15 protein-coding genes are annotated in these 17,854 nt (G+C 66.5%); 10 read left to right on the top strand and 5 right to left on the bottom strand.

Annotated features, from left to right (window positions below):
• Positions 1-15: 15 nt before the first annotated feature.
• Positions 16-1,086: an efflux RND transporter periplasmic adaptor subunit gene (locus ACTJLF_RS08730; protein ID WP_440882899.1), complete on the bottom strand. Its 1,071-nt coding sequence runs from the start codon at positions 1,084-1,086 to the stop codon at positions 16-18.
• Positions 1,087-1,573: 487 nt separating this feature from the next.
• Between ACTJLF_RS08730 and ACTJLF_RS08725 the strand changes: the two genes are divergently transcribed.
• Genes ACTJLF_RS08725 through ACTJLF_RS08715 form a run of 3 tightly spaced genes read left to right on the top strand, consistent with a single transcriptional unit; the run spans position 1,574 to position 5,269 of the window.
• A complete protein-coding gene (locus ACTJLF_RS08725) occupies positions 1,574-3,130 on the top strand; it encodes an ArnT family glycosyltransferase (protein WP_440882898.1) in 1,557 nt (518 codons plus the stop codon).
• Positions 3,117-4,295, top strand: coding sequence for a glycosyltransferase family 2 protein (locus tag ACTJLF_RS08720; RefSeq protein ID WP_440882897.1), 1,179 nt, complete (start codon positions 3,117-3,119; stop codon positions 4,293-4,295). Before ACTJLF_RS08725 ends, ACTJLF_RS08720 begins: the two co-directional genes overlap by 14 nt.
• Positions 4,296-4,300: 5 nt before the next feature.
• On the top strand, positions 4,301-5,269 hold the full coding sequence (locus ACTJLF_RS08715; RefSeq protein ID WP_440882896.1) for a ChbG/HpnK family deacetylase: 969 nt from the start codon (positions 4,301-4,303) through the stop codon (positions 5,267-5,269).
• Positions 5,270-5,385: 116 nt separating this feature from the next.
• Here the strand turns inward: ACTJLF_RS08715 and ACTJLF_RS08710 are convergent, their stop codons facing one another.
• Complete coding sequence (locus tag ACTJLF_RS08710; RefSeq protein WP_440882895.1) at positions 5,386-5,658, bottom strand: hypothetical protein; 273 nt, start codon at positions 5,656-5,658, stop codon at positions 5,386-5,388.
• A gap of 515 nt (positions 5,659-6,173) precedes the next feature.
• Here ACTJLF_RS08710 and ACTJLF_RS08705 point away from each other — a divergent pair.
• The 5 genes from ACTJLF_RS08705 (at position 6,174) to ACTJLF_RS08685 (ending at position 11,915) form a co-directional block, all read left to right on the top strand.
• Positions 6,174-6,869, top strand: a complete 696-nt coding sequence (locus tag ACTJLF_RS08705) for a response regulator (protein WP_126186248.1) — start codon at positions 6,174-6,176, stop codon at positions 6,867-6,869.
• Positions 6,866-8,056 carry a sensor histidine kinase gene (locus ACTJLF_RS08700; RefSeq protein ID WP_019655311.1) on the top strand — a complete coding sequence of 397 codons (1,191 nt, stop codon included), beginning with the start codon at positions 6,866-6,868 and terminating at the stop codon, positions 8,054-8,056. The genes ACTJLF_RS08705 and ACTJLF_RS08700 overlap by 4 nt, the downstream gene beginning before the upstream one ends.
• Positions 8,057-8,312: 256 nt before the next feature.
• Positions 8,313-8,633, top strand: coding sequence for a hypothetical protein (locus tag ACTJLF_RS08695; protein ID WP_440882894.1), 321 nt, complete (start codon positions 8,313-8,315; stop codon positions 8,631-8,633).
• Positions 8,634-8,775: 142 nt separating this feature from the next.
• Positions 8,776-10,464, top strand: a complete 1,689-nt coding sequence (locus tag ACTJLF_RS08690; RefSeq protein WP_440882893.1) for a cyclic peptide export ABC transporter — start codon at positions 8,776-8,778, stop codon at positions 10,462-10,464.
• A 74-nt stretch (positions 10,465-10,538) separates the two neighbouring features.
• A complete protein-coding gene (locus ACTJLF_RS08685) occupies positions 10,539-11,915 on the top strand; it encodes an aspartate aminotransferase family protein (protein WP_440882892.1) in 1,377 nt (458 codons plus the stop codon).
• A gap of 34 nt (positions 11,916-11,949) precedes the next feature.
• Here the strand turns inward: ACTJLF_RS08685 and ACTJLF_RS08680 are convergent, their stop codons facing one another.
• Positions 11,950-12,690: an IclR family transcriptional regulator gene (locus tag ACTJLF_RS08680; RefSeq protein ID WP_440882891.1), complete on the bottom strand. Its 741-nt coding sequence runs from the start codon at positions 12,688-12,690 to the stop codon at positions 11,950-11,952.
• A gap of 158 nt (positions 12,691-12,848) precedes the next feature.
• Between ACTJLF_RS08680 and ACTJLF_RS08675 the strand changes: the two genes are divergently transcribed.
• Positions 12,849-13,397, top strand: coding sequence for a GNAT family N-acetyltransferase (locus tag ACTJLF_RS08675; RefSeq protein WP_440882890.1), 549 nt, complete (start codon positions 12,849-12,851; stop codon positions 13,395-13,397).
• An 18-nt stretch (positions 13,398-13,415) separates the two neighbouring features.
• Here ACTJLF_RS08675 and ACTJLF_RS08670 read toward each other — a convergent pair whose 3' ends face one another.
• Positions 13,416-14,888, bottom strand: a complete 1,473-nt coding sequence (locus ACTJLF_RS08670) for an APC family permease (RefSeq protein WP_440882889.1) — start codon at positions 14,886-14,888, stop codon at positions 13,416-13,418.
• 153 nt (positions 14,889-15,041) lie between these two features.
• Positions 15,042-16,001, bottom strand: a complete 960-nt coding sequence (locus ACTJLF_RS08665) for a helix-turn-helix domain-containing protein (protein ID WP_440882888.1) — start codon at positions 15,999-16,001, stop codon at positions 15,042-15,044.
• Between the two features lie 365 nt (positions 16,002-16,366).
• Here ACTJLF_RS08665 and ACTJLF_RS08660 point away from each other — a divergent pair, with 365 nt between their 5' ends.
• A complete protein-coding gene (locus tag ACTJLF_RS08660; RefSeq protein ID WP_440882887.1) occupies positions 16,367-17,821 on the top strand; it encodes an aldehyde dehydrogenase family protein in 1,455 nt (484 codons plus the stop codon).
• The last annotated feature ends 33 nt before the right edge of the window (positions 17,822-17,854 follow it).

Raw genomic sequence — 17,854 nt, 5'->3', positions numbered from 1 at the left:
ATGCCATGGGCGTGCCTACCATAGCGCCGGACCCTGCGGCACGGTGGCATCGGCCGCGACCGGTTCACCGGCCACCACGCGCTCGCCGACCGACAGGCCGCCGAGTATCTGCACCTGCAGGGGTGTGCGCAGGCCGGTCTGCACTTGGCGCTCGACCACGTCCCCGTCCGCTTGAAGCACGCGCACCGTTGCGTACCCGGCCTGCGCGGCCGGACGCACCGCCACGGCGGGAACGAGCAAGGCATTCTCGACCTTCCTCACATGCACGGAGACCTGGACCGTCATCGATGGACGCAGGATTCCGTGGTCGTTGGGCACGTCGAACAGGGCGTTGTAGTAGACAGCCTTGCTCGTGGTTGTTGCGGACGTTGCGCTTCCGGCCGCCACGGCCTCGTTGGCGATCGAATCGGGAGCCGGCTCGATCAGGGCGATGCGCGCCTGATGGCGATCAGAGCGGCCGCCCGGCACCAAGAAGCTCGCCGACATGCCCGCCGCCACGAGGTTCACGTCGGCCTCGGAGATCTCGGCGCGCACGGTCATCACATCCAGCTTCGCCAGCATGACGATGGTGGGCGTGCTCTGGAAGGCGTTCAGTGTCTGGCCCTGCCTGGTGATCACTGCCACCACGGTGCCGTCCATCGGCGCGACGATGCGTGTGTAGTCGAGCTGCGTGCGAGCCGTGTCGACCTGCGTGCGCGCCTGGACGACCTGGGCCTGCAGCGAGTCGATCTCGGCTCGCAGCGTATCCACCGCCGCCTGGGCCGCCTCCAGGTCGGCCTGCGCGGTCGCCTCGGCCACGGCCAGCGTTTGCTGCCGGCGCAGCGACGCCTGGGCCTGCGCCATCGCAACGCGCCGTGCGTTGAGCTGCGCGCGCAGCGCGTCGGCGGCAGCCTCGGCGCTGCGCAACGCGATCTGCTGCGGCTGTGCATCCACCTCGGCGATCAGCTGGCCCTTGGCCACGCGCTGCCCCAGACCCACGTGCAGGCGCTCCACGCGGCCGGACACCTGTGCGCCGACGGCGACCAGTTCCTTTGGGCGCACGCGGCCCACCGCCTGTACGTCCTGGGCCAGGTTGCCGCGTTCCACCACCGCTGTGGCCAGATCGGATCGCGGACCCGCATTCGTTTCCACAAGCACGACCGCGGCCAAGGCGGCAAGCACGACGGCGCCGAGCGCGAGTGCCCATTTCCGAGCTGTCTTCAATGCATCGCTTTCAAGTTGGGTTTCATGGCCCCGTGCCAGGTGGCCTGGAGCGGCCATCCGTCTGGCAACGAGGGAGCCGTCCCATCGAAGGGACCGGAAGGAATTCTTCTGAAAGCGCATCGAGAAAGGGCCGACGCACGATCCAGATCCGATCGAGCGCCGCTGCAACCGGCCGCGCCCTGCAAGCGGCTTCATGCGAATTGATCGAACGTTGATCAAACCCCCAGTGCTTCTGCATCGTGCGAAGAGAGCATTTCGTCACAGTCAATCCTGGAGCCCATCTGGGCTCGCACGCCGCCGAATGCACTCACCGCTTGCAGATTCCAATCCCGTCCCATCCTTGCCGGCTGTGGCTCGCTCCTCAGAGGTCGTGCTCAGCGGCCCCGCACCCCGGCCCGATCGTGCCGGGCCGGCACTGCGGTCAGCAGGGTCGCGCCGTGCATCGCTGCTCCAGCCCAGCGGAGCCTGGGTCGTCGCGCTGCTCGCTGTGTTCGCCGCCGTCTGGCTGCCGCATCTTGTGCAGTCCAGCCTCGTGCCGCCCACGGACAACATCGAGCAGCTCACCTGGGTGCGCAGTCTCGAGTGGGGCTACTACAAGCATCCTCCGCTGCCCACGTGGGTGCTCTGGCTTCCCGTGCAGCTGATGGGTCTGTCGGGGGCGGTCACCTATGTGCTCGGCGCGAGCTTCGTGCTGGCCGCGATGGGGCTCTTCTGGCGATTCCTCTCGGCGCTCCGCGGCGCCGTGTATGCAACGGTGGCGCTGCTCGCGGCCCTGTGCATCACCTACTACAACGGCCGTCTCTACTACTACAACCACGAAGTGGTGCTGATCCCTTTCGCGGTGGCGAGCGCCGTCCTCACCTGGAAGGCATTCGCGTCGAGGCAGCTGCGCTGGTGGCTGTGGCTGGGGGTGTGCCTCGGCGTCGGGGGACTCGCCAAATATCACATCGCCGTGATGGCCTTGGCCGTGGCGGTGTTCTGGACTTGGCAGCGAGGCTGGCAGGATTCGCATCATCGACAGGGCCTTGCACTGGCCGCGGCCGTTTCTTTGGCGGTAATGGCTCCGCATCTGTACTGGCTCTGGACGCACGACCTCGGGCCGATCCACTATGCGATGGAGTCCTCGCTGGGCCTCGATCTCCATGGGATGCGAAGGCTCGGCGTTTGCGTGCGCTGGCTGGTCGATCAGCTGCTGAACCGGGCGCTGCCCGCGTGGCTCCTTCTTCTGTCGGTGCTCTGGCTCGTGGGGCGCGGACGTGCGGACGGCCCTGCGTCGTCGCGTGCGACGCTGTCCGTTGATGTGGAAACGAGCCGAAGGCTCCTGCTGTGCTTCGGGCTCACGCCGCTGGTTTTCAACTTCGTGCTGGGCCTGGTGGTGGGCGCGGACCTGCAGTTGCATTGGGGTGCCCCGTTCCTGCTGCTGGCCGTACCGGCCATCATGGAGCTGGGGCCCTGGAAAGCAGCGTGGGCTCGTGTCTCGTTGAAATCGGCCCTCAAAAGCTTCTGTCTCATTCAACTGGTGCTGCTTGCCTGGGGGCAGATGGTTTCTGCCACCGGCGAGTTTCGGCTTCAGCGCCATCACTGGCGGAATTTCGATGCCAAGGCCCTGGCCGACGCGGTGGCCCCGGCTGCACGCGCTCGTCTTGGAGGTCCGGTCCGCGTGATTGCGGGGCCTCCCGCCGAAGCGGGCGCACTGGCGCTTGAGCTCGGTGAGCGGCCGCTCGTCCTGATCGACGGCCGTTTCGACATCAGCCCCTGGGTGAGCATGGAGCTGGTCAATGAGTGCGGCATGCTGGAACTGAGCAAGTCCGCATCGTCTCCGGGATACCGCCCGGTAGGCGAAAGCTTCCCCGGCTTGTATTGGCGAACGGTCGCCGCTCGCCCGATGCCCATCCACTGCACAGGGAGGACGCATGCAGCCAATTGATTCGCTGACCCGCAAGGCTCTTCTGGACGCCCACATGCGCCTGCACCTCGACGACTTCACACCGGCCGAGCGGGCTTCGCACCATGCACCTTCGGCGCCGGCGCAAGCGAGACAACCTGCGCAACGAGATCACCGCGCCTCCATCAGCTGCGTCATTCCCTGTCGAAACGAAGCCAGAAACCTCGATCTGCTGTTGCCTCGCCTGATCACGGTACTGCGCACATTGGGGCGGGATTGGGAAGTCATCGTCGTCGACGACGGAAGCACCGACGCCACCTGCGAATCGGCGCTGCGCTGGCAGGACCAGGGCGTGCGGCTCGTGGAGCTCTCTCGCAACTTCGGCAAGGAGGCCGCGCTCAGTGCGGGCCTGGATGCGGCGCGCGGCGATTTCGTGCTCCTGATGGACGGCGACGGGCAGCATCCGCCCGAACTGATCCCCGGAATGATCACCCGCTGGACGCAGGGTGCCGACATGGTCTGCGCAACGCGCTCGAATCGCGATTCGGAAGGCTGGATCAAGCGCGTTGGAACGCGGGTCTTCTACAGGCTTCTCGACTGCGACCGGCGCTACCGGGTGCCCGCCGACGCGGGCGACTTCCGGCTGCTGGACCGTTCGGTGGTCGATGCGCTGCGCGCGCTGCCGGAACGCAGCCGATTCATGAAGGGGCTGTTCGCCTGGGTCGGCTTCCGCGTGGAGCAGATGGCCTACGTGCCACCCGCGAGGCCTCACGGCCGCAGCCACTACAGCCTGCAGGCACTGTGCAGCCTGTCGCTCACCGGGATCACCATGTTCACGAGCTGGCCCCTTCGCGCGGCCAGCGTGCTCGGGGGGCTGCTCGCGATTGCCGCGTTCGGCTATGGCGGCACGCTGTGCCTGTCGTACATGCTCTGGGGCAATGAAGTGTCGGGCTGGACCACGATCGTCGTCGCCATGTTCCTGCTGGCGGGGGTGCAGCTGGTGTCGCTCGGGGTGATCGGAGAGTACCTGGCGCGGGTCTTCGATGAAGTGAAGGGGCGCCCGTTGTACCTGGTACGCAGATCCCTGGGCACCGTGCTGAGGGGCCGCGGTCTTGATGATGGCGCCGATTCGGCGCGAGATGCCACATGGGACGCTCCGCGTTCAGATCGACGTGGGGCAGCCAGACACCCGGACGTCGAGGATTGAAGCCGATGAACAGGCAATCCACATGCTTCACTGCGGAAGTTCGCAGCATCCAGCCAGGCGCCGCGAACCCGGCAGCCGGATCGGAACCATGCGCCAGGCAGATCGGTGAGCGCAGCGATGAGCTGCCCTCGTGCCCCGAGCGCACCATCGCCGTGTGCGTGGATGATTTCGGCCTGAATACCGGTGTCAATGCAGCCGCGCTGCACCTGGCGGAGATGCGCCGCGTGAGTGCGCTCAGCGCGATGACCCAGGCACCGGAGTGGGAAGACGGCGCGGCGCGTGCACGGCGCCTTGACAGCCGGCGGATCGACGTCGGCCTGCATTTCAACCTCACGCAGTCGTTCGGTGGAGCGCCTGCGTTGGGGTCGGTGCAGGCCTTGATCGCGGCCACGCGTCTTCGGCTGCTGCCGAAGCGTCTTGTGCGCGAAGCCCTGCTGCGCCAGCTCGACGCGTTCGAGGAAGAGATGTTCAGGGCACCGACCCACGTGGACAGCCACGAACATGTGCATCACCTGCCGGTGATAAGCGAGGTCGTGCTGGATGTGCTGCTCAAGCGATACGGCAGCGCGCTGCCATGGGTGCGCGTGAGCGCCGCGCCGGCCACGTCGCTGGCCGGATCTTTGCGAAGTGCCGATGAGCGCAAGGGCTGGCTCATCGACCGCGTGGTGGGCGCCGAGCCTTTCCGCCGTCGTGCGCGCTCGCTGGGATTCGGCGCCAACCGGCGCCTGCTGGGCGTATACGGATTCGATGCGACCGAGAGCGGGTATGGCTCCCTATTGCGGCGATGGCTGAGGCAGGCCCACAGCGGCGATCTCCTGATGTGCCACCCAGGCAGCGCGGCAGCAGGCGACGTCATCAGCCGTGGGCGATGCGTCGAGTTCGCCGTGTGGTCCGACCATCATCTTCCCGACCTTCTGGGTGAACTGGGCGTTCGCATCGCGCCGATGTCGGTGCTGCGGACCGCTACAGCGTGAAGATCGTGGAGCGGGACACGGTCTTCGGCGGGAGCTTCATCGGCGCGCTGGATGTGGACCCCAGCGGCTTCGAGTTGGGTGTACTGCCAGCCGCCGCCTCACGCGAGCGCAGCAGCTCACGGACCGAACCAGAAGAACAACCACGCTGCCACCGCGCCGAGCACGACCACCAGGAGCAATTCGTCGGCCCGGGCAGAAACCCACGCTGAAATGGTTAAGCCATCCCGTGTGCGCGCCTCCGGGACGTCCGAAGTGGAGAACGCGTTGTGCCATCTCGGATGCCGGAGCCGACGCATCGGCCAGGTTGCGAATTCGGTTGTCCGTACTTCTTCGATGACCGGTTGCTGCTGGAAGGTGCGAGAAGATGACGGCTCGAACTGAAAATCCATGGCTTGCTCTTGATGACGACGCGAGCCGATGCTCTCGTTGCGCGATGGATTTGCGATCGAGCGTTCATGTGGTTTCGTTCAAGAGACTGTCCTCGCCGGGGATTCGGATGTAATTCGCTCCGGCAAAGTCTTCGCAGCCATGGCGAACGCGCATGACGCCTGCGGCCGAATCCACCGGCTCGGCGAGGGCGGTTCTTGATCAGATCTTGACAAATGGTGGTTCGACGGTTGATAGACGCAACTGACAATCGACTTCAACCCTGGTCGCTGTGAACGGTGACCGCGTTGACGTTCCACTCATGCGCATTTGGATCTCATCGATGCCTGGATTCATGGGCAAACACGTTGCGCGTTGACGACTGGCCGAGCCACCTCCTGGAGCACCTCGGACGCAGGTGTCGCGTACCCGCGCGGCTGGGCGCTCAGGAGCGCGTCTGATAATGCCGGGGCTGCCCGCGTGTGAACCCCATCGCGAGCCAGAGTGATGCCCGCTTCAGAACAGAAACACGATTCCCATGGCAAACGAGCGCATCCTGATTGTCGAAGACGATTCCCAGATCGCCGAGGTGCTGGCTGCCTATCTGCAGCGAGACGGCTACCTCACATCCATATGCCGCGATGGCGGCGAAGCCATGCAGATGTTCCGCCAATGGGAGCCGGACCTCGTGCTTCTCGACTACATGCTGCCGCAGGTCAGTGGCAACGAGATCCTTGCAGCCATCCGCCGGGCCGGCGATGTACCCGTCATCATGGTGACGGCCGTCGATGGAGAAGTGGAGAAGTTGGGCGCGCTTCGCTACGGTGCGGACGACTATGTCGTGAAGCCCTTCAACCCCAAGGAAGTGGTCGCGCGTGTGCAGGTCATCTTGAAGCGGGTGCGCAACAGCTTTCTACAGAGCGCCCAGTCGCACCTGGCGTGGGGTCCGCTGGAGCTCGATCTCGATGCAGTGATGGCGCGTGTCGCGGACAAGGCCGAGCCTCTGGATCTGACGATCACCGAGTTCAAGCTCCTGGCGACGCTGATGCGCCATCCGCGAAAGGCGTTCAGCCGCCTCGAATTGCTGGAGGCGTGCCTGCCCGAGAGCGATGCGCTCGAGCGCGTGGTCGACACGCATGTCCACAACCTGCGTCGCAAGCTCGAAGACCAGGGCGTCAGCGGCATCCTTACGGCGGTGCGGGGCGTCGGCTACCGGCTTGGCGACTCGCGATGAAGCCATCGCGCCGGTCGCTGTGGTCCTGGCTCACCTGGCGGATGATCGCGCTGGCGATTGCCGCGACGGCGGCCGTGCAGGCGGGCATGTGGGTCCGCTACAGCTACTGGGAATCGAAGATCGATGCTCAACTGCCGCCGGGCGTCGCCGATGAACTCCGTCGGCTCGAGAACGGGCCCAAGAGCGCGGAAGTCTCGAAGCGCCTGAGCGAGCTCTACACCCAGTACGGCGACCGCTTCGTCACCCCGTCGGATTCGGAAGACCTGCTCGTCCAGATGCTGCTGAGCCTTTCGATCACCCCGTTCGTGGCGCTGTTCGGGCTGCTCCTGGCGCGCCGCATCGTCGAGCCCGTCTCGGATGTCGCGACGGCGGCAGAATCGGTCTCGATGGGACGTTTCTCCGCCCGTGCGCCGGTGCTCCACTCCGCCCCGGCCGAACTCCAGCGCTTGGCCAATCACTTCAACTCGATGGCCGAGCGCCTGGAGGCCTACGACCGGGAATTGCAGGACTCCAGCGCTGCGATCGCCCATGAGCTTCGCACGCCGCTCACTGCCGCAATGGGGCGGCTGCAGGGCATCGTAGACGAGGTGTTCCCGCTCGACGAGAAGCAGATCCGGACCGTGCTCGATCAACTGGGGCAGATCAACCGCATCATCGGCGACCTCCAGGTCCTGTCATTGGCCCAGGGCGGCCGCTTGCAGCTGGAGATGACGGAGTTCGACCTGCACGGGTTCGTCGATGAGCGCCTCTCATGGGCGCTTCCCTCCCTTCAGGAGCGCGGCATGACGGCGGCCAACCATGTGAGCAGGAGGGAGACGGTGCGCGCCGACCGGGGCAGGCTGGGCCAGGTTGTTTCGGCACTGATCGACAACGCAGTGCGCTATGCGAGCGACGGCGGCGTCGTGGAGATCGACTGCCGCGCCGATGCTTCCACCCTCGAACTGATTGTGCGGGACCGTGGCAAGAGCGCTTCGGTGGACGACGTATCGCGCTTCTTCGAACGCTTCTGGCGCAGCGAGCGGTCTCGCTCCCGCTATGCGGGCGGAACCGGCCTGGGGCTCTCGGTCGTGCAGGCCATCTGCCAGGCACATGGCGGCGAGGCCAAGGCTGCCGCGCGGCCTGGAGGCGGCTTGGAGATCCGGATCTGCCTGCCGCGCGACCAGGGGCTGCGCAGAGCGATCGGCTGAGAAGCGTTCGCTCCCGGAATGGGGAGCGTGCGGTTCTCCGGCTTGTGGCGCAACGCCGCACTGCAGGTTTTCGAAAGAAAGCCGCTTGACCAATCCTTGATGCGCTACCGACCGATCTTCGATGAAGCATCGGCACCATGAGGGCATGAATCATTTCCAGGGCCCCAAGAAACGCATGCCGGCGCTGCCGCCGCAGGCGCGGGCGCAGGCCCCATCCTCCCGGAACACCTCAAGGACATCAATGCAAGGACTTTTCATGAAGAACCCGCAGCATCAGAAACCATGGTCATCCGTACTGGCCGCGCTCATGCTGCTGGCAGCGGGGTCCGCAAGCGCGGGCGTGAGCTGGTCCATCGGCATCGGTTCGCCGAATGTGGTCGTGGTGCCTCGGCCACCGGCCGTGGTGTATGAAGCCGCACCGAGCTACCTGATGCCGGCGCCCGTGTATCCGGTTCCGCCCCGTGTCGTGGTTGCTCCGCCGGTCATCTATCAGCCGCCCCCGGTCGCGCTGCGGATCGACCAAGACTACGACCCGTATCGCCACCACATGCACGATGACGACTGCGACGACGACTGACGCTCGCAGATGAGCGGCGCGGCGTGCATCCCCGCGCGGCGCACGCCTGCACTGGCGCCACGGTCTGGCGAAAGGGCCGTCGCTCGCGCCTCGCGGCCCATCATGTCTTCTGCCTCTGCGGCAGCTGAATCCCATTGTTCCGATGAATGCCTCGCCTCCGGGCTCTTCCCTTTTTTTTGCCACTGACATGTGGCGTCTTCTGAAACCCTTCGCCGGTGTCGCCGTGGTCGCGACGCTCATCGGCAGCGCGGGTGGCCTGGCCACGGCTGCGCTGTTGGAGCAGATCAACACGGCCTTGCATGGCGCTCCTGCCCTCTCGGTTGCGGCGTTGTCCGGGCTCGCGGTCCTGGCCGTGCTCGCCGTCGGTGCGCATGCGGCGGCTGGCGTCCTCAACAGTGTGACGGGACAGCGGGTGGTTGCGGCCCTTCGCAAGGATGTGTCCCTGCGAATCGTGCGCGCGCCGATCTCCGCAGTGGAGCGCATGAAGAGCCACCGGCTGCAGGCGATACTCAATGAGGACATCGACACCATCGGCGATTTCACGGCGGAGTTCGCCGGCCACGCTTCGGCTTTTGCCGTCACCGCGGGCTGCGCGATCTACCTGTTCAGGCTCTCGCCCGTTCTCTTCCTGGTCAGCGCGCTCGCGCTGGTCGTCGGCATCCGGATCAATTTCGCTGCGGCGAAGGCCTGGAGCCGCAACTTTGAGCAGGCCCGAGCCGGCGAAGACGAATTGCAGAAGCAATACCGCAGCGTCGTGGAAGGCGCCAAGGAACTCCGGCTCAACCGGAATCGCCGTGCCCAGGTCCATGGCGTGCGCCTGTCAGGCGCAGCCGATCTGGTCGCGCGCCTCAAGGCCCGCGCGCTGGGCCTGTTCTGGGCCGCCGAAGGTACGAACTCGGCGATCTTCTTTCTGGTCGTGGTCTGGATCCTGGCTTCGCGCCCGTCGTTGGGAATCGATGCGCAGGTCGTCAGCGGCTTCATCATCGTGCTGCTGTTCGTCAAGGGACCGATCGAGGAGTTGGCCGCCCTGCTGCCGTTCCTGAGCCAGGCGCAGGTGGCGTTCCGGCGTATCGCGCGCCTGTCGGCGGAGTTCAGGGAGGAGCCGCAGGGCGCCGGCTGCGCCGAGCCTGCGCTTCTCGCGAGCCACATCGAACTGCGTCAGGCCCGCTACCGTTTCGAGGCCCGGCAGGAAGGCGCCAAGCCCTTCGACGTGGGTCCTATCGACCTGCAGCTTCGACGCGGTGAGACGCTGTTCATCGTCGGCGGCAACGGCAGCGGGAAGACAACGCTCGTCAAGCTGCTGCTTGGCCTCTACCGGCCGAGCGAAGGACAGCTTCTGCTCGACGAAGTGCCAGTGGACGACAGCAGCCGCGAAGCCTATCGAGGGCTCTTCTCCGCCATCTTTTCCGACTACCACCTGTTCGACGAACTGGTCGCGCAGGATGCGGAGCACGTTCGGGCCGCCGGCGAACTGATGCGACGGCTGGATGTCGCGGACAAGGTCCGGCTCGTCGACGGCATGTTTTCAACCACGGACGTCTCGACGGGCCAGCGCAAGCGCCTCGCGCTCGTGCACGCCTGGCTGGAAGACCGTCCGGTGGTCATGTTCGACGAATGGGCTGCGGACCAGGACCCGGAGTTCCGCAACGTCTTCTATCGCGAGCTGCTGCCCGAACTCAAGCGCGAGGGCAGGACCCTGATCGTGGTATCGCACGACGATCGCTACTTCGATGTCGCGGACCGCGTGGTCCGGATGAGCGATGGCCGGATCGTCGAGGACGCCAGGCCACCGCGCGCGCACTTGCCGATTCGGGCTAACAAAGTCCGGTGATCGATGGAACCATGGCTGCAGCGGGCGCACGGCGCGCCTGTTCCACATCACCCAGAGACTCAACGAGGCATGTTGTGAACGACATCGAATCCATTCTCGAAACCCTGCACTTCCCCGACGCGCCGAAGATGGCTGCGGGCTCCTATCCCGGACCGCGCGCGGCCGAAGCCCTGGCGCTGTCGGCTCGCACTGAATCCATGGCGCGCGGCGGCGGCCGCATGCCGGTCGTGATGGACCGCGCCTTCGGCGCCACCTTCAAGGACCCGGACGGCAGCACCTTCATCGACCTGTCGGCCGGCGTCGGCGTGAGCAGCGTGGGCCGCTGCCATCCGAAGGTGCAGAAGGCGATTGTCGAGCAGTCGCAGCAGCTGATGCATGCGATGGAGGTCAACAGCACCCGTCGCACCGAGCTGGCCGCGCGACTGGCGGCCCTGATGCCCGAAGGCCTGCGCAACGATTGCATCACCTTCTTCGCGCAGAGCGGAAGCGACGCGCTCGAAGCGGCGGTGAAGTTCGCGCGACGCGTGACGGGCCGCCACCAGATCATCGCCTTCCACGGCGGCTATCACGGTGTGTGGCATGCGTCGAATGCGCTGACCACGGGCACGGCCTACCGCAAGGGCTATGGGCCTTTCATGGGAGGCGTGATTCATGCACCCTACCCGTACGCCTATCGCTTCCCCTTCGATACCACTCACAAGTCGGCCGAGCAGATCGCAGGCGAATACGTGGACTATCTGCTGAACACGCCCTACACGGCCGCCGATGACGTGGCCGCCGTGATCGTGGAGCCGGTGCAGGGCGAAGGCGGGTATGTGCCGCCCTCACCCGAGTTCCTGCAGCTGCTGCGCAAGGCCTGCGACCGAAGCGGCACGCTGCTGATCGTGGACGAGGTGCAGTGCGGCGCCGGCCGCACGGGCCGCATGTGGGCAGTGGAGCACACGGGCGTGAAGCCCGACATGCTGACCTTCGGCAAGGGCATCGGCGGTGATGTGCCTATGGCCGGCATCGCCATGCGCAGCGAACTGGCCGCACGCATTCCCGATGGCTCTGTCCCCAACACCTTCGCGGCGAACTCGCTGTCTGCCGCGGTGGCGCTCACCAACCTCGAGATCCTGCACGACCCCGAGATGGGGCTGATTCCGCGCGCGGAGCTGCTGGGCCAGGAAGTGCAGGAACGGGTGCGCGGCTTCCAGAGCCCCTACGTGGGCGAAGTGCGCGGCAAGGGCCTGATGATTGGCATCGAGCTCGTCGAGGATAAGGCCACCAAGGAGCCGCTGGCGCCGCAGAAGGTCGGCCGGATCATGGAATACGTGCTCGGCCACGGCGTGCTGATGGTGCCCTGCGGACGCTATGGCAACGTGATGCGCGTGATGCCTTCGCTGACCATTTCGAAGCGGCTGCTGCACCGTGCGCTGGATGTCTTCGGCGAGGCGCTGGCGTCGCTCTGAACCGGCAGCGCCGCGCGCCGTGCGCCCCCGTCGCCTACTGCTGGGCGATGCGAGCCGTGAGCTCCGACGCGGCGGTGGTGATCAGAGTGCACAGGTAGCTTTCCTGGAAGGCCCTGAAGCGCTCATTGCGTCCCACCAGCGTCATGCTGCCGAGCACGCGCTGCTTCTCGTCGAAGATCGGCGCTGCCACGCCCGTGCGGCCCGGATGCAGCTCGCTTTCGCTGATGCAATAGCCCTGCTTGCGGATCCCCAGCAAGCCCTTGGAGAAGGACTTCCATTCAAGCCCCTGCTGCTGCCCCTCGGGCGTGCTGGCATGGGCATCGAAGACGCGGCGGATCTGCCGCGGAAGCAGGTAGGCCAGCACCACGCGCGAGGTTGCGCTGTGGAATAGGTCGATGGGACGGCCGCGGCCTCCGCCCACGGGCCCGGGGTCGGGGCCGCGGCGGATCAGCACGTTGACCACCGAGTCGCCGTACCACTCGCTGATCACGGCGTCCAGACCCGTCTCGGCCACCAGCTTCTCGACGAGGTCGCGGCTGCGCACCAGCACCGGGTCGTAGTCGGTCATCTGGTGCTCCAGCGCGATGATGCGCGGTCCCAGCGAGTAGCCGCGGGGCAGGCGCACGAGGAGGCCGGCATCGCCGAGTTCGCGCAGGTAGCGGTAGGCGCTGGCGGGCGTGTAGCCGAGCTGGTTGCAGATGATCTCGACGTCGATGACCGGCTGGTCGGGCCGGAAAAGGCCGAGGACATCGAGCATGCGGCGGAGGCTGTTCATCGTCTGAAAAGGCTGCTGTCGTGAAATAGGAAATCGTACGGGCACGCCGAGGCGCGCTGCCCTTCATTGTCGGGCACGGCCCGAGGACCTGATCGGGGCTCGCGGCAGCCCCGGATTCCCCAGACACTGATACTTGAGAGAGGACGCAAGCAAACACCATGGCCCTTGACCAACCCATCCACACCCCAAGGCTCGAGCTGCGGCGCTTTCGCGAGCAGGACGCCGCGGACCTGTTCGACTATCTCCAGTCGCCGACCGCGAGCTGCTTCCTGTCGCTTGCGCTCGCGGACGTCGAAGCCGCGCGGGCCGAGGCGCGGAGACGCAGTACCGACGGCGAGCATGTGGCCATGTGCCTGCAGAACACGGGTCAGCTCATCGGCGACCTGTTCGCCATGCAGGAAGACGACACCTTTTCGGTCGGCTGGAACCTCAACCCGCGTTTCGGCGGCCTGGGCTACGCCCGTGAGGCAGCCGAGGCGTTGTTCGCCCATCTCTTCCATGCGCGGGCCGCGCGCCGGCTCTATGCCTATGTGGAAGACCACAACGGTGCCTCCCGGCGGCTGTGCGAGAAGCTGGGCATGCGCGCCGAAGGACTATTCCTCGAGTTCATCTCGTTCAGGAACGATGCACAGGGCCAGCCCGTCTACGAGAACACCATGCAGTACGCGGTCCTTCGCAAGGAATGGCTGCTGGCTTCATCGGCTTGACTGGCGCCACTCCGGGGCTCAGCTGCGGTCCTGGCCCAGCGCGGCAAAACGCTGCGGATCGCGTCTTGCCAGCCGTGATGCGGCCAGCCAGCCGGCCGCCGCCGCGAGGGGCACCGTGATCACCAGTGCCACCGAAATGCCCCGGCTCGCACCGGTGAGCACATGGAAGTTGCCCACCGCCAGCACCAGCACTACCAGCAGGCCCGCGCACGCCAGAAGCGGCAGCACGCGGATCCGCAGCCGGCCGTAGCCGTGCGACTCGGCCCTGAAGAAGCGCACCACCGCCACGGCCGTCGCGATCATCAGCACCAGCAGGCACAGCGTGGCCAGGTTGCTGAGCCAGGCGAACTGGGTGAGCACCGGGTCGGCGCCCAGCAGCGCGAACAGCCCGACCGCCACCGCGCTCAGCACCGTCTGTAGCACCGAGGCCACGTACGGGCTGCGGTGGCGTGCATGTGTCCAGCCCAGGCGAGCAGGCATCAGGCCCTCGCGGCCCATGGCGTAGAAGTAGCGCGCACTGGAGTTGTGGAAGGCGATCAGTCCCGCATAGATGCTGGCGATGAACATTATGCGCAGCAGCATCGTCAGGCCATGGCCCGCGTAGGTGTCCGACAGCAGGTACAGCAGGTTGGTCGGATCGGCGAGTGCGGTGATGGCGGCCACCACCCGGTCGCTGCCCGCGCCGAGCACCAGGCACCACAGCGAGAATGAATAGAAGCCGCCCACCAGCAGAAGCGCCGCATAGGTAGCGAAGGGAATGCTGCGCTTCGGGTCCTTGGCTTCTTCGCTGTAGATGGTGGTCGCCTCGAAGCCGATGAAGGCCGCGAAGCAGAACAGCAGGCCGATGAAGGGGTTGCCGCTGGTGAAGGCCTCGGGAGAGAAGGAGTGTGCGTCGATGCCGTGCGCACCGCCCTTTGACAGGATCAGCACGTCCAGGGCCAGCACCGCCAGGTATTCCGCCACCACGAAGACCGCGAGCACTCGCGCTGAGAAGTCGATCTGCCGGTAGCCGAAGACCGCCACGCTGGCCATCGCGGCGAACGCGCAGGCCCACCACGACACCGCCAGGCCGAACTGCGCCTTAAGCGCCTCGGACGCCACCGCGCCGAGCAGGCCGTACAGCCCGAACTGCAGCGTGACGTAGCCGAACACGGCCACCATCGCGGCCGCTCCGCCTGCCCTGCCGCCCAGGCCGCGCGCCACCATCGCATAGAAGCCTCCGGCGCTGGTAACGCAGGTGGCCATGGCGGTGTAGCCGGTCGCGAACATCAGCAGCAGCCCGAGCGCCACCAGCACCAGCACCGGCGTGCCGGCGCCGTTGCCCAGCATCATTCCGATCGGGAAGCCGCCCGCCACCACGCTCAGCGGGCTCGCGGCTGAAATGACCAGCAGCGTGATGAAGCCGGCGCTCAGCGTGCCGCGGCGCAGGCTGGTGGTGTGGGGGTGGCGCGTTTCCTGGGCAGGTGTCATCGCGGGAGTCAGCGTTTCCATGGGGCGTCGCAATGCGTGCCGCGCGCGGACGCGTGCGGCGGTGAGAGAGAAAGAAGGTCGTGCACGGAGTGCCGGCCGCCGAGAGAGGCAGTCTAGGAAGGCATGCACGAGCAGCGGTATCCCGGATCGGCAATCCGGACACGCATGCCCGCATCAGGCGTCATGCCACCTGGCCGCCCGCGGCGTCTGCGACGGCAGTTCGCCGAAAAGCTCCTGGTACTCCGCTGCGAAATGGCTCAGGTGGAAGAAGCCCCATTGCCCCGCCGCGTCGCCCACGGTCAGCTCGCCGGCGCGGCTGCCCATCAGGGCGCGCCGCACACCGTTCAGGCGCACAGAGCGCAGGTAGCTCAGCGGCGTCGTATCCGCCACCGAGCGAAAGCTGTTCTGCACCGTGCGCCGGCTGACCTGGAGACGCTCGCACAGCTCCATCACGCTGGGTGCGCTCATGGTTTCAGCCATGGCCATGCGGTGGCACTTCTCGACGATGAAGTCCTGGGTGGAACTGCCGCTGCGCTGATGCCGGTCGCAGGCGGGATCGATCACCAGCTGCACCAGTTCGCCCAGCAGCGCCTGTTCGAACTCCTCCTGCCGCGCAGGCGTGCCGCTGAGTTCGTCGTTGACCAGGGCTTCGGAGAACATCGCCATCAGGCGCTGGCGGCATTCGGCGAAGCGCTGCGCCGGCACCTTGATGACGGGCTGGCGCAGCAGCCGGGCTATCTCTTCGGCAAAGGGAGCTTCCAGGAGCGCCGCGTCGAAGAAGGCACGGTCGAAGGTGATGGACAGCAGGTCCATGCCCGTGGGCATGTGGAACATGAACTCCTCGCCGCCGCGGAGGAAAAATAGGCTGTTGTCGTCCGCATCGCGTCCCTGCATGCGGGCGGTGCCGGGAATGGCGATCGGGACTGCGAAGCACACGCGCTGGCTGGGTGCCTCGCCTTGCTGGACCACGCGCTGATTGATGCGTTCGCGAAAGACGTGGCAACGGTCGCTGGACAACTGCTGAAGCGAGCTCTCGAGCGTACCGGCCGTCAGCTGGCTGTAGAGCTGGCTCCAGTGAGCCACCGATGCGGCATGGGCATGCACGTCCTGGAAATGGCGGATGCTTCGGATCATGGTGTGGAATCCTTGCTCAGAAGAGGCTCGAGTGTGTTTCCAATAAATGCATATTTATCGGATAGAAGAAATTGTGCATAGATTGAGTCCGGTGTCAGACAGAGGAAACCCGATGAGGGAAATTCGAATTAATAGGGGGAGATCTGAGGTTGCGGCCGTTCTGCGACGATCGACCTTCATGCGTGCTCGATTTCGAAAGAGCAATAAACGTGCAAGACTGAGTGAGGTCCGTCGCACCGCCGCGGTGCGCCGGGCACGGCAGCAGTGGCTGCCCGTCGCCAGCGTGCATGCCCATTGCTGATTTGGGCTAACGCAGCGCGGGGCCCTCCCTGGACACTGCGGCCGTTCGAACACCCGCAGACACCATGACTCAGAACCTGAAGCATTTCATCGAAGGCGCCCACGCCGAAGCTTCCGACGGCGCGCGTATGCGCCTCGTCAGCCCCGTGGACGAACAGGAATACGGCAGTGCCGCCCGCGGCACCGCCGAAGACGTCGACCGCGCCGTGGCCGCGGCCCACGCCCAGCTCGAAGGCGGCGCCTGGAGCCGACTGCACGCCAGCGAGCGGGCCCAGCTCCTGCTGCACCTTGCCGACCTGGTCGAGCGCGACACGGCCCTGCTCGCCGACATGGACGCCAACGCCATCGGCCGCTCGCCGATGGAGCCGCGCATGATGGATGTGCCCAACGCCGTCGCCAACCTGCGCGCGGCCGCAGGTTGGACCAATCAGCTCGAAGGCCGCACGGTGCCCACCGGAGGCTACATGGGCACGCCCACGCTGTCGTACACGCTGCGCGAGCCCGTGGGCGTGGTCGCGGCCATCGTGCCGTGGAACTCGCCGCTGATGATCACCGTGTGGAAGCTCGCCGCGCTGCTCGCCGCCGGATGCACCGTGGTGATTAAGCCCGCCGAGGAAACGCCCCACTCCGCCCTGCACTTGGCGCGGCTGGCGCAGGAGGCGGGCTTTCCCGACGGCGTCATCAACGTGGTGACCGGCTTCGGCGACGTGGTGGGCCGGGCGCTGTGCGAGCACCCGCTGGTCGCCAAGATCAGCTTCACCGGCAGCCCCGAGGCGGGCCGCGCCATCCAGCGCATCGCCGCGCCGCTCTTCAAGCGCGTCACGCTGGAACTCGGCGGCAAGAGCCCGCAGATCGTTTTCGACGATGCCTCGTTCGACGACGCGCTGCGCGGCTGCGCCATGGGCCTGTTCGTCAACCAGGGGCAGGTGTGCGCCGCCGGCTCGCGCATCCTGGTGCAGCGCAGCCTCGCGAAGCCTTTCGCACAAGCGCTGGCCGAGGCGGCCCGCGCGGTCACGGTCGGCGACCCGCGCCAAGCCGGCGTGCAGATGGGGCCGGTGGCCAAGAAGGCGCAGTTCGAACGCGTCAACCGCTACATCCAGCTCGGCCTGGACGAAGGCGCGGTGCTGCTGGCCGGCGGCGTCTCCCGGCCCGAGAAGGGTTGGTTCGTGCAGCCCACCATCTTCGCCGAGGCTACCAACCAGATGACCATTGCCCGCGAGGAGATCTTCGGCCCTGTGGGCACCGTGATTGCCTTCGACTCCGAGGAGGAGGCCGTCGCGCTGGCCAACGATTCGTCCTACGGTCTGGCGGCCACGGTGTGGACCATGCAGGTCGCGCGGGCGCACCGCGTGGCCGCGCGCGTCAAGGCCGGTGCAGTGGGCGTCAACTGCTGGAGCCCGCTGGACGCCAACCTGCCCTGGGGCGGCCTCAAGACGAGCGGCATCGGCCGCGAGGGCGGCCTGCCCGGCGCGCTCGCGTACACCGAAGAGAAGGTCATCACCGTGCTGCTGCCCGCCTGAGCCCCAGCCTCACAATTCACCAGACGAGGAATC

The organism is Variovorax sp. 22077 (assembly GCF_052044195.1).
In the GTDB taxonomy this organism is placed as follows: domain Bacteria; phylum Pseudomonadota; class Gammaproteobacteria; order Burkholderiales; family Burkholderiaceae_C; genus Variovorax; species Variovorax atrisoli.
The sequence above is the reverse complement of the archived record's forward strand: the minus strand, read 5'-3'. Positions and strand labels throughout refer to the sequence as shown.

Excerpts from the sequence above, each read along its gene's own strand:
- ACTJLF_RS08675 (WP_440882890.1), top strand. The coding sequence starts at position 12,849 with ATGGCCCTTGACCAACCCATCCACACCCCAAGGCTCGAGCTGCGGCGC.
- ACTJLF_RS08665 (WP_440882888.1), bottom strand. The coding sequence starts at position 16,001 with ATGATCCGAAGCATCCGCCATTTCCAGGACGTGCATGCCCATGCCGCA.
- ACTJLF_RS08690 (WP_440882893.1), top strand. The coding sequence starts at position 8,776 with ATGAATGCCTCGCCTCCGGGCTCTTCCCTTTTTTTTGCCACTGACATG.
- ACTJLF_RS08680 (WP_440882891.1), bottom strand. The coding sequence starts at position 12,690 with ATGAACAGCCTCCGCCGCATGCTCGATGTCCTCGGCCTTTTCCGGCCC.
- ACTJLF_RS08695 (WP_440882894.1), top strand. The coding sequence starts at position 8,313 with ATGAAGAACCCGCAGCATCAGAAACCATGGTCATCCGTACTGGCCGCG.
- ACTJLF_RS08715 (WP_440882896.1), top strand. The coding sequence starts at position 4,301 with ATGAACAGGCAATCCACATGCTTCACTGCGGAAGTTCGCAGCATCCAG.
- ACTJLF_RS08700 (WP_019655311.1), top strand. The coding sequence starts at position 6,866 with ATGAAGCCATCGCGCCGGTCGCTGTGGTCCTGGCTCACCTGGCGGATG.
- ACTJLF_RS08710 (WP_440882895.1), bottom strand. The coding sequence starts at position 5,658 with ATGGATTTTCAGTTCGAGCCGTCATCTTCTCGCACCTTCCAGCAGCAA.
- ACTJLF_RS08705 (WP_126186248.1), top strand. The coding sequence starts at position 6,174 with ATGGCAAACGAGCGCATCCTGATTGTCGAAGACGATTCCCAGATCGCC.
- ACTJLF_RS08720 (WP_440882897.1), top strand. The coding sequence starts at position 3,117 with ATGCAGCCAATTGATTCGCTGACCCGCAAGGCTCTTCTGGACGCCCAC.
- ACTJLF_RS08660 (WP_440882887.1), top strand. The coding sequence starts at position 16,367 with ATGACTCAGAACCTGAAGCATTTCATCGAAGGCGCCCACGCCGAAGCT.
- ACTJLF_RS08670 (WP_440882889.1), bottom strand. The coding sequence starts at position 14,888 with ATGGAAACGCTGACTCCCGCGATGACACCTGCCCAGGAAACGCGCCAC.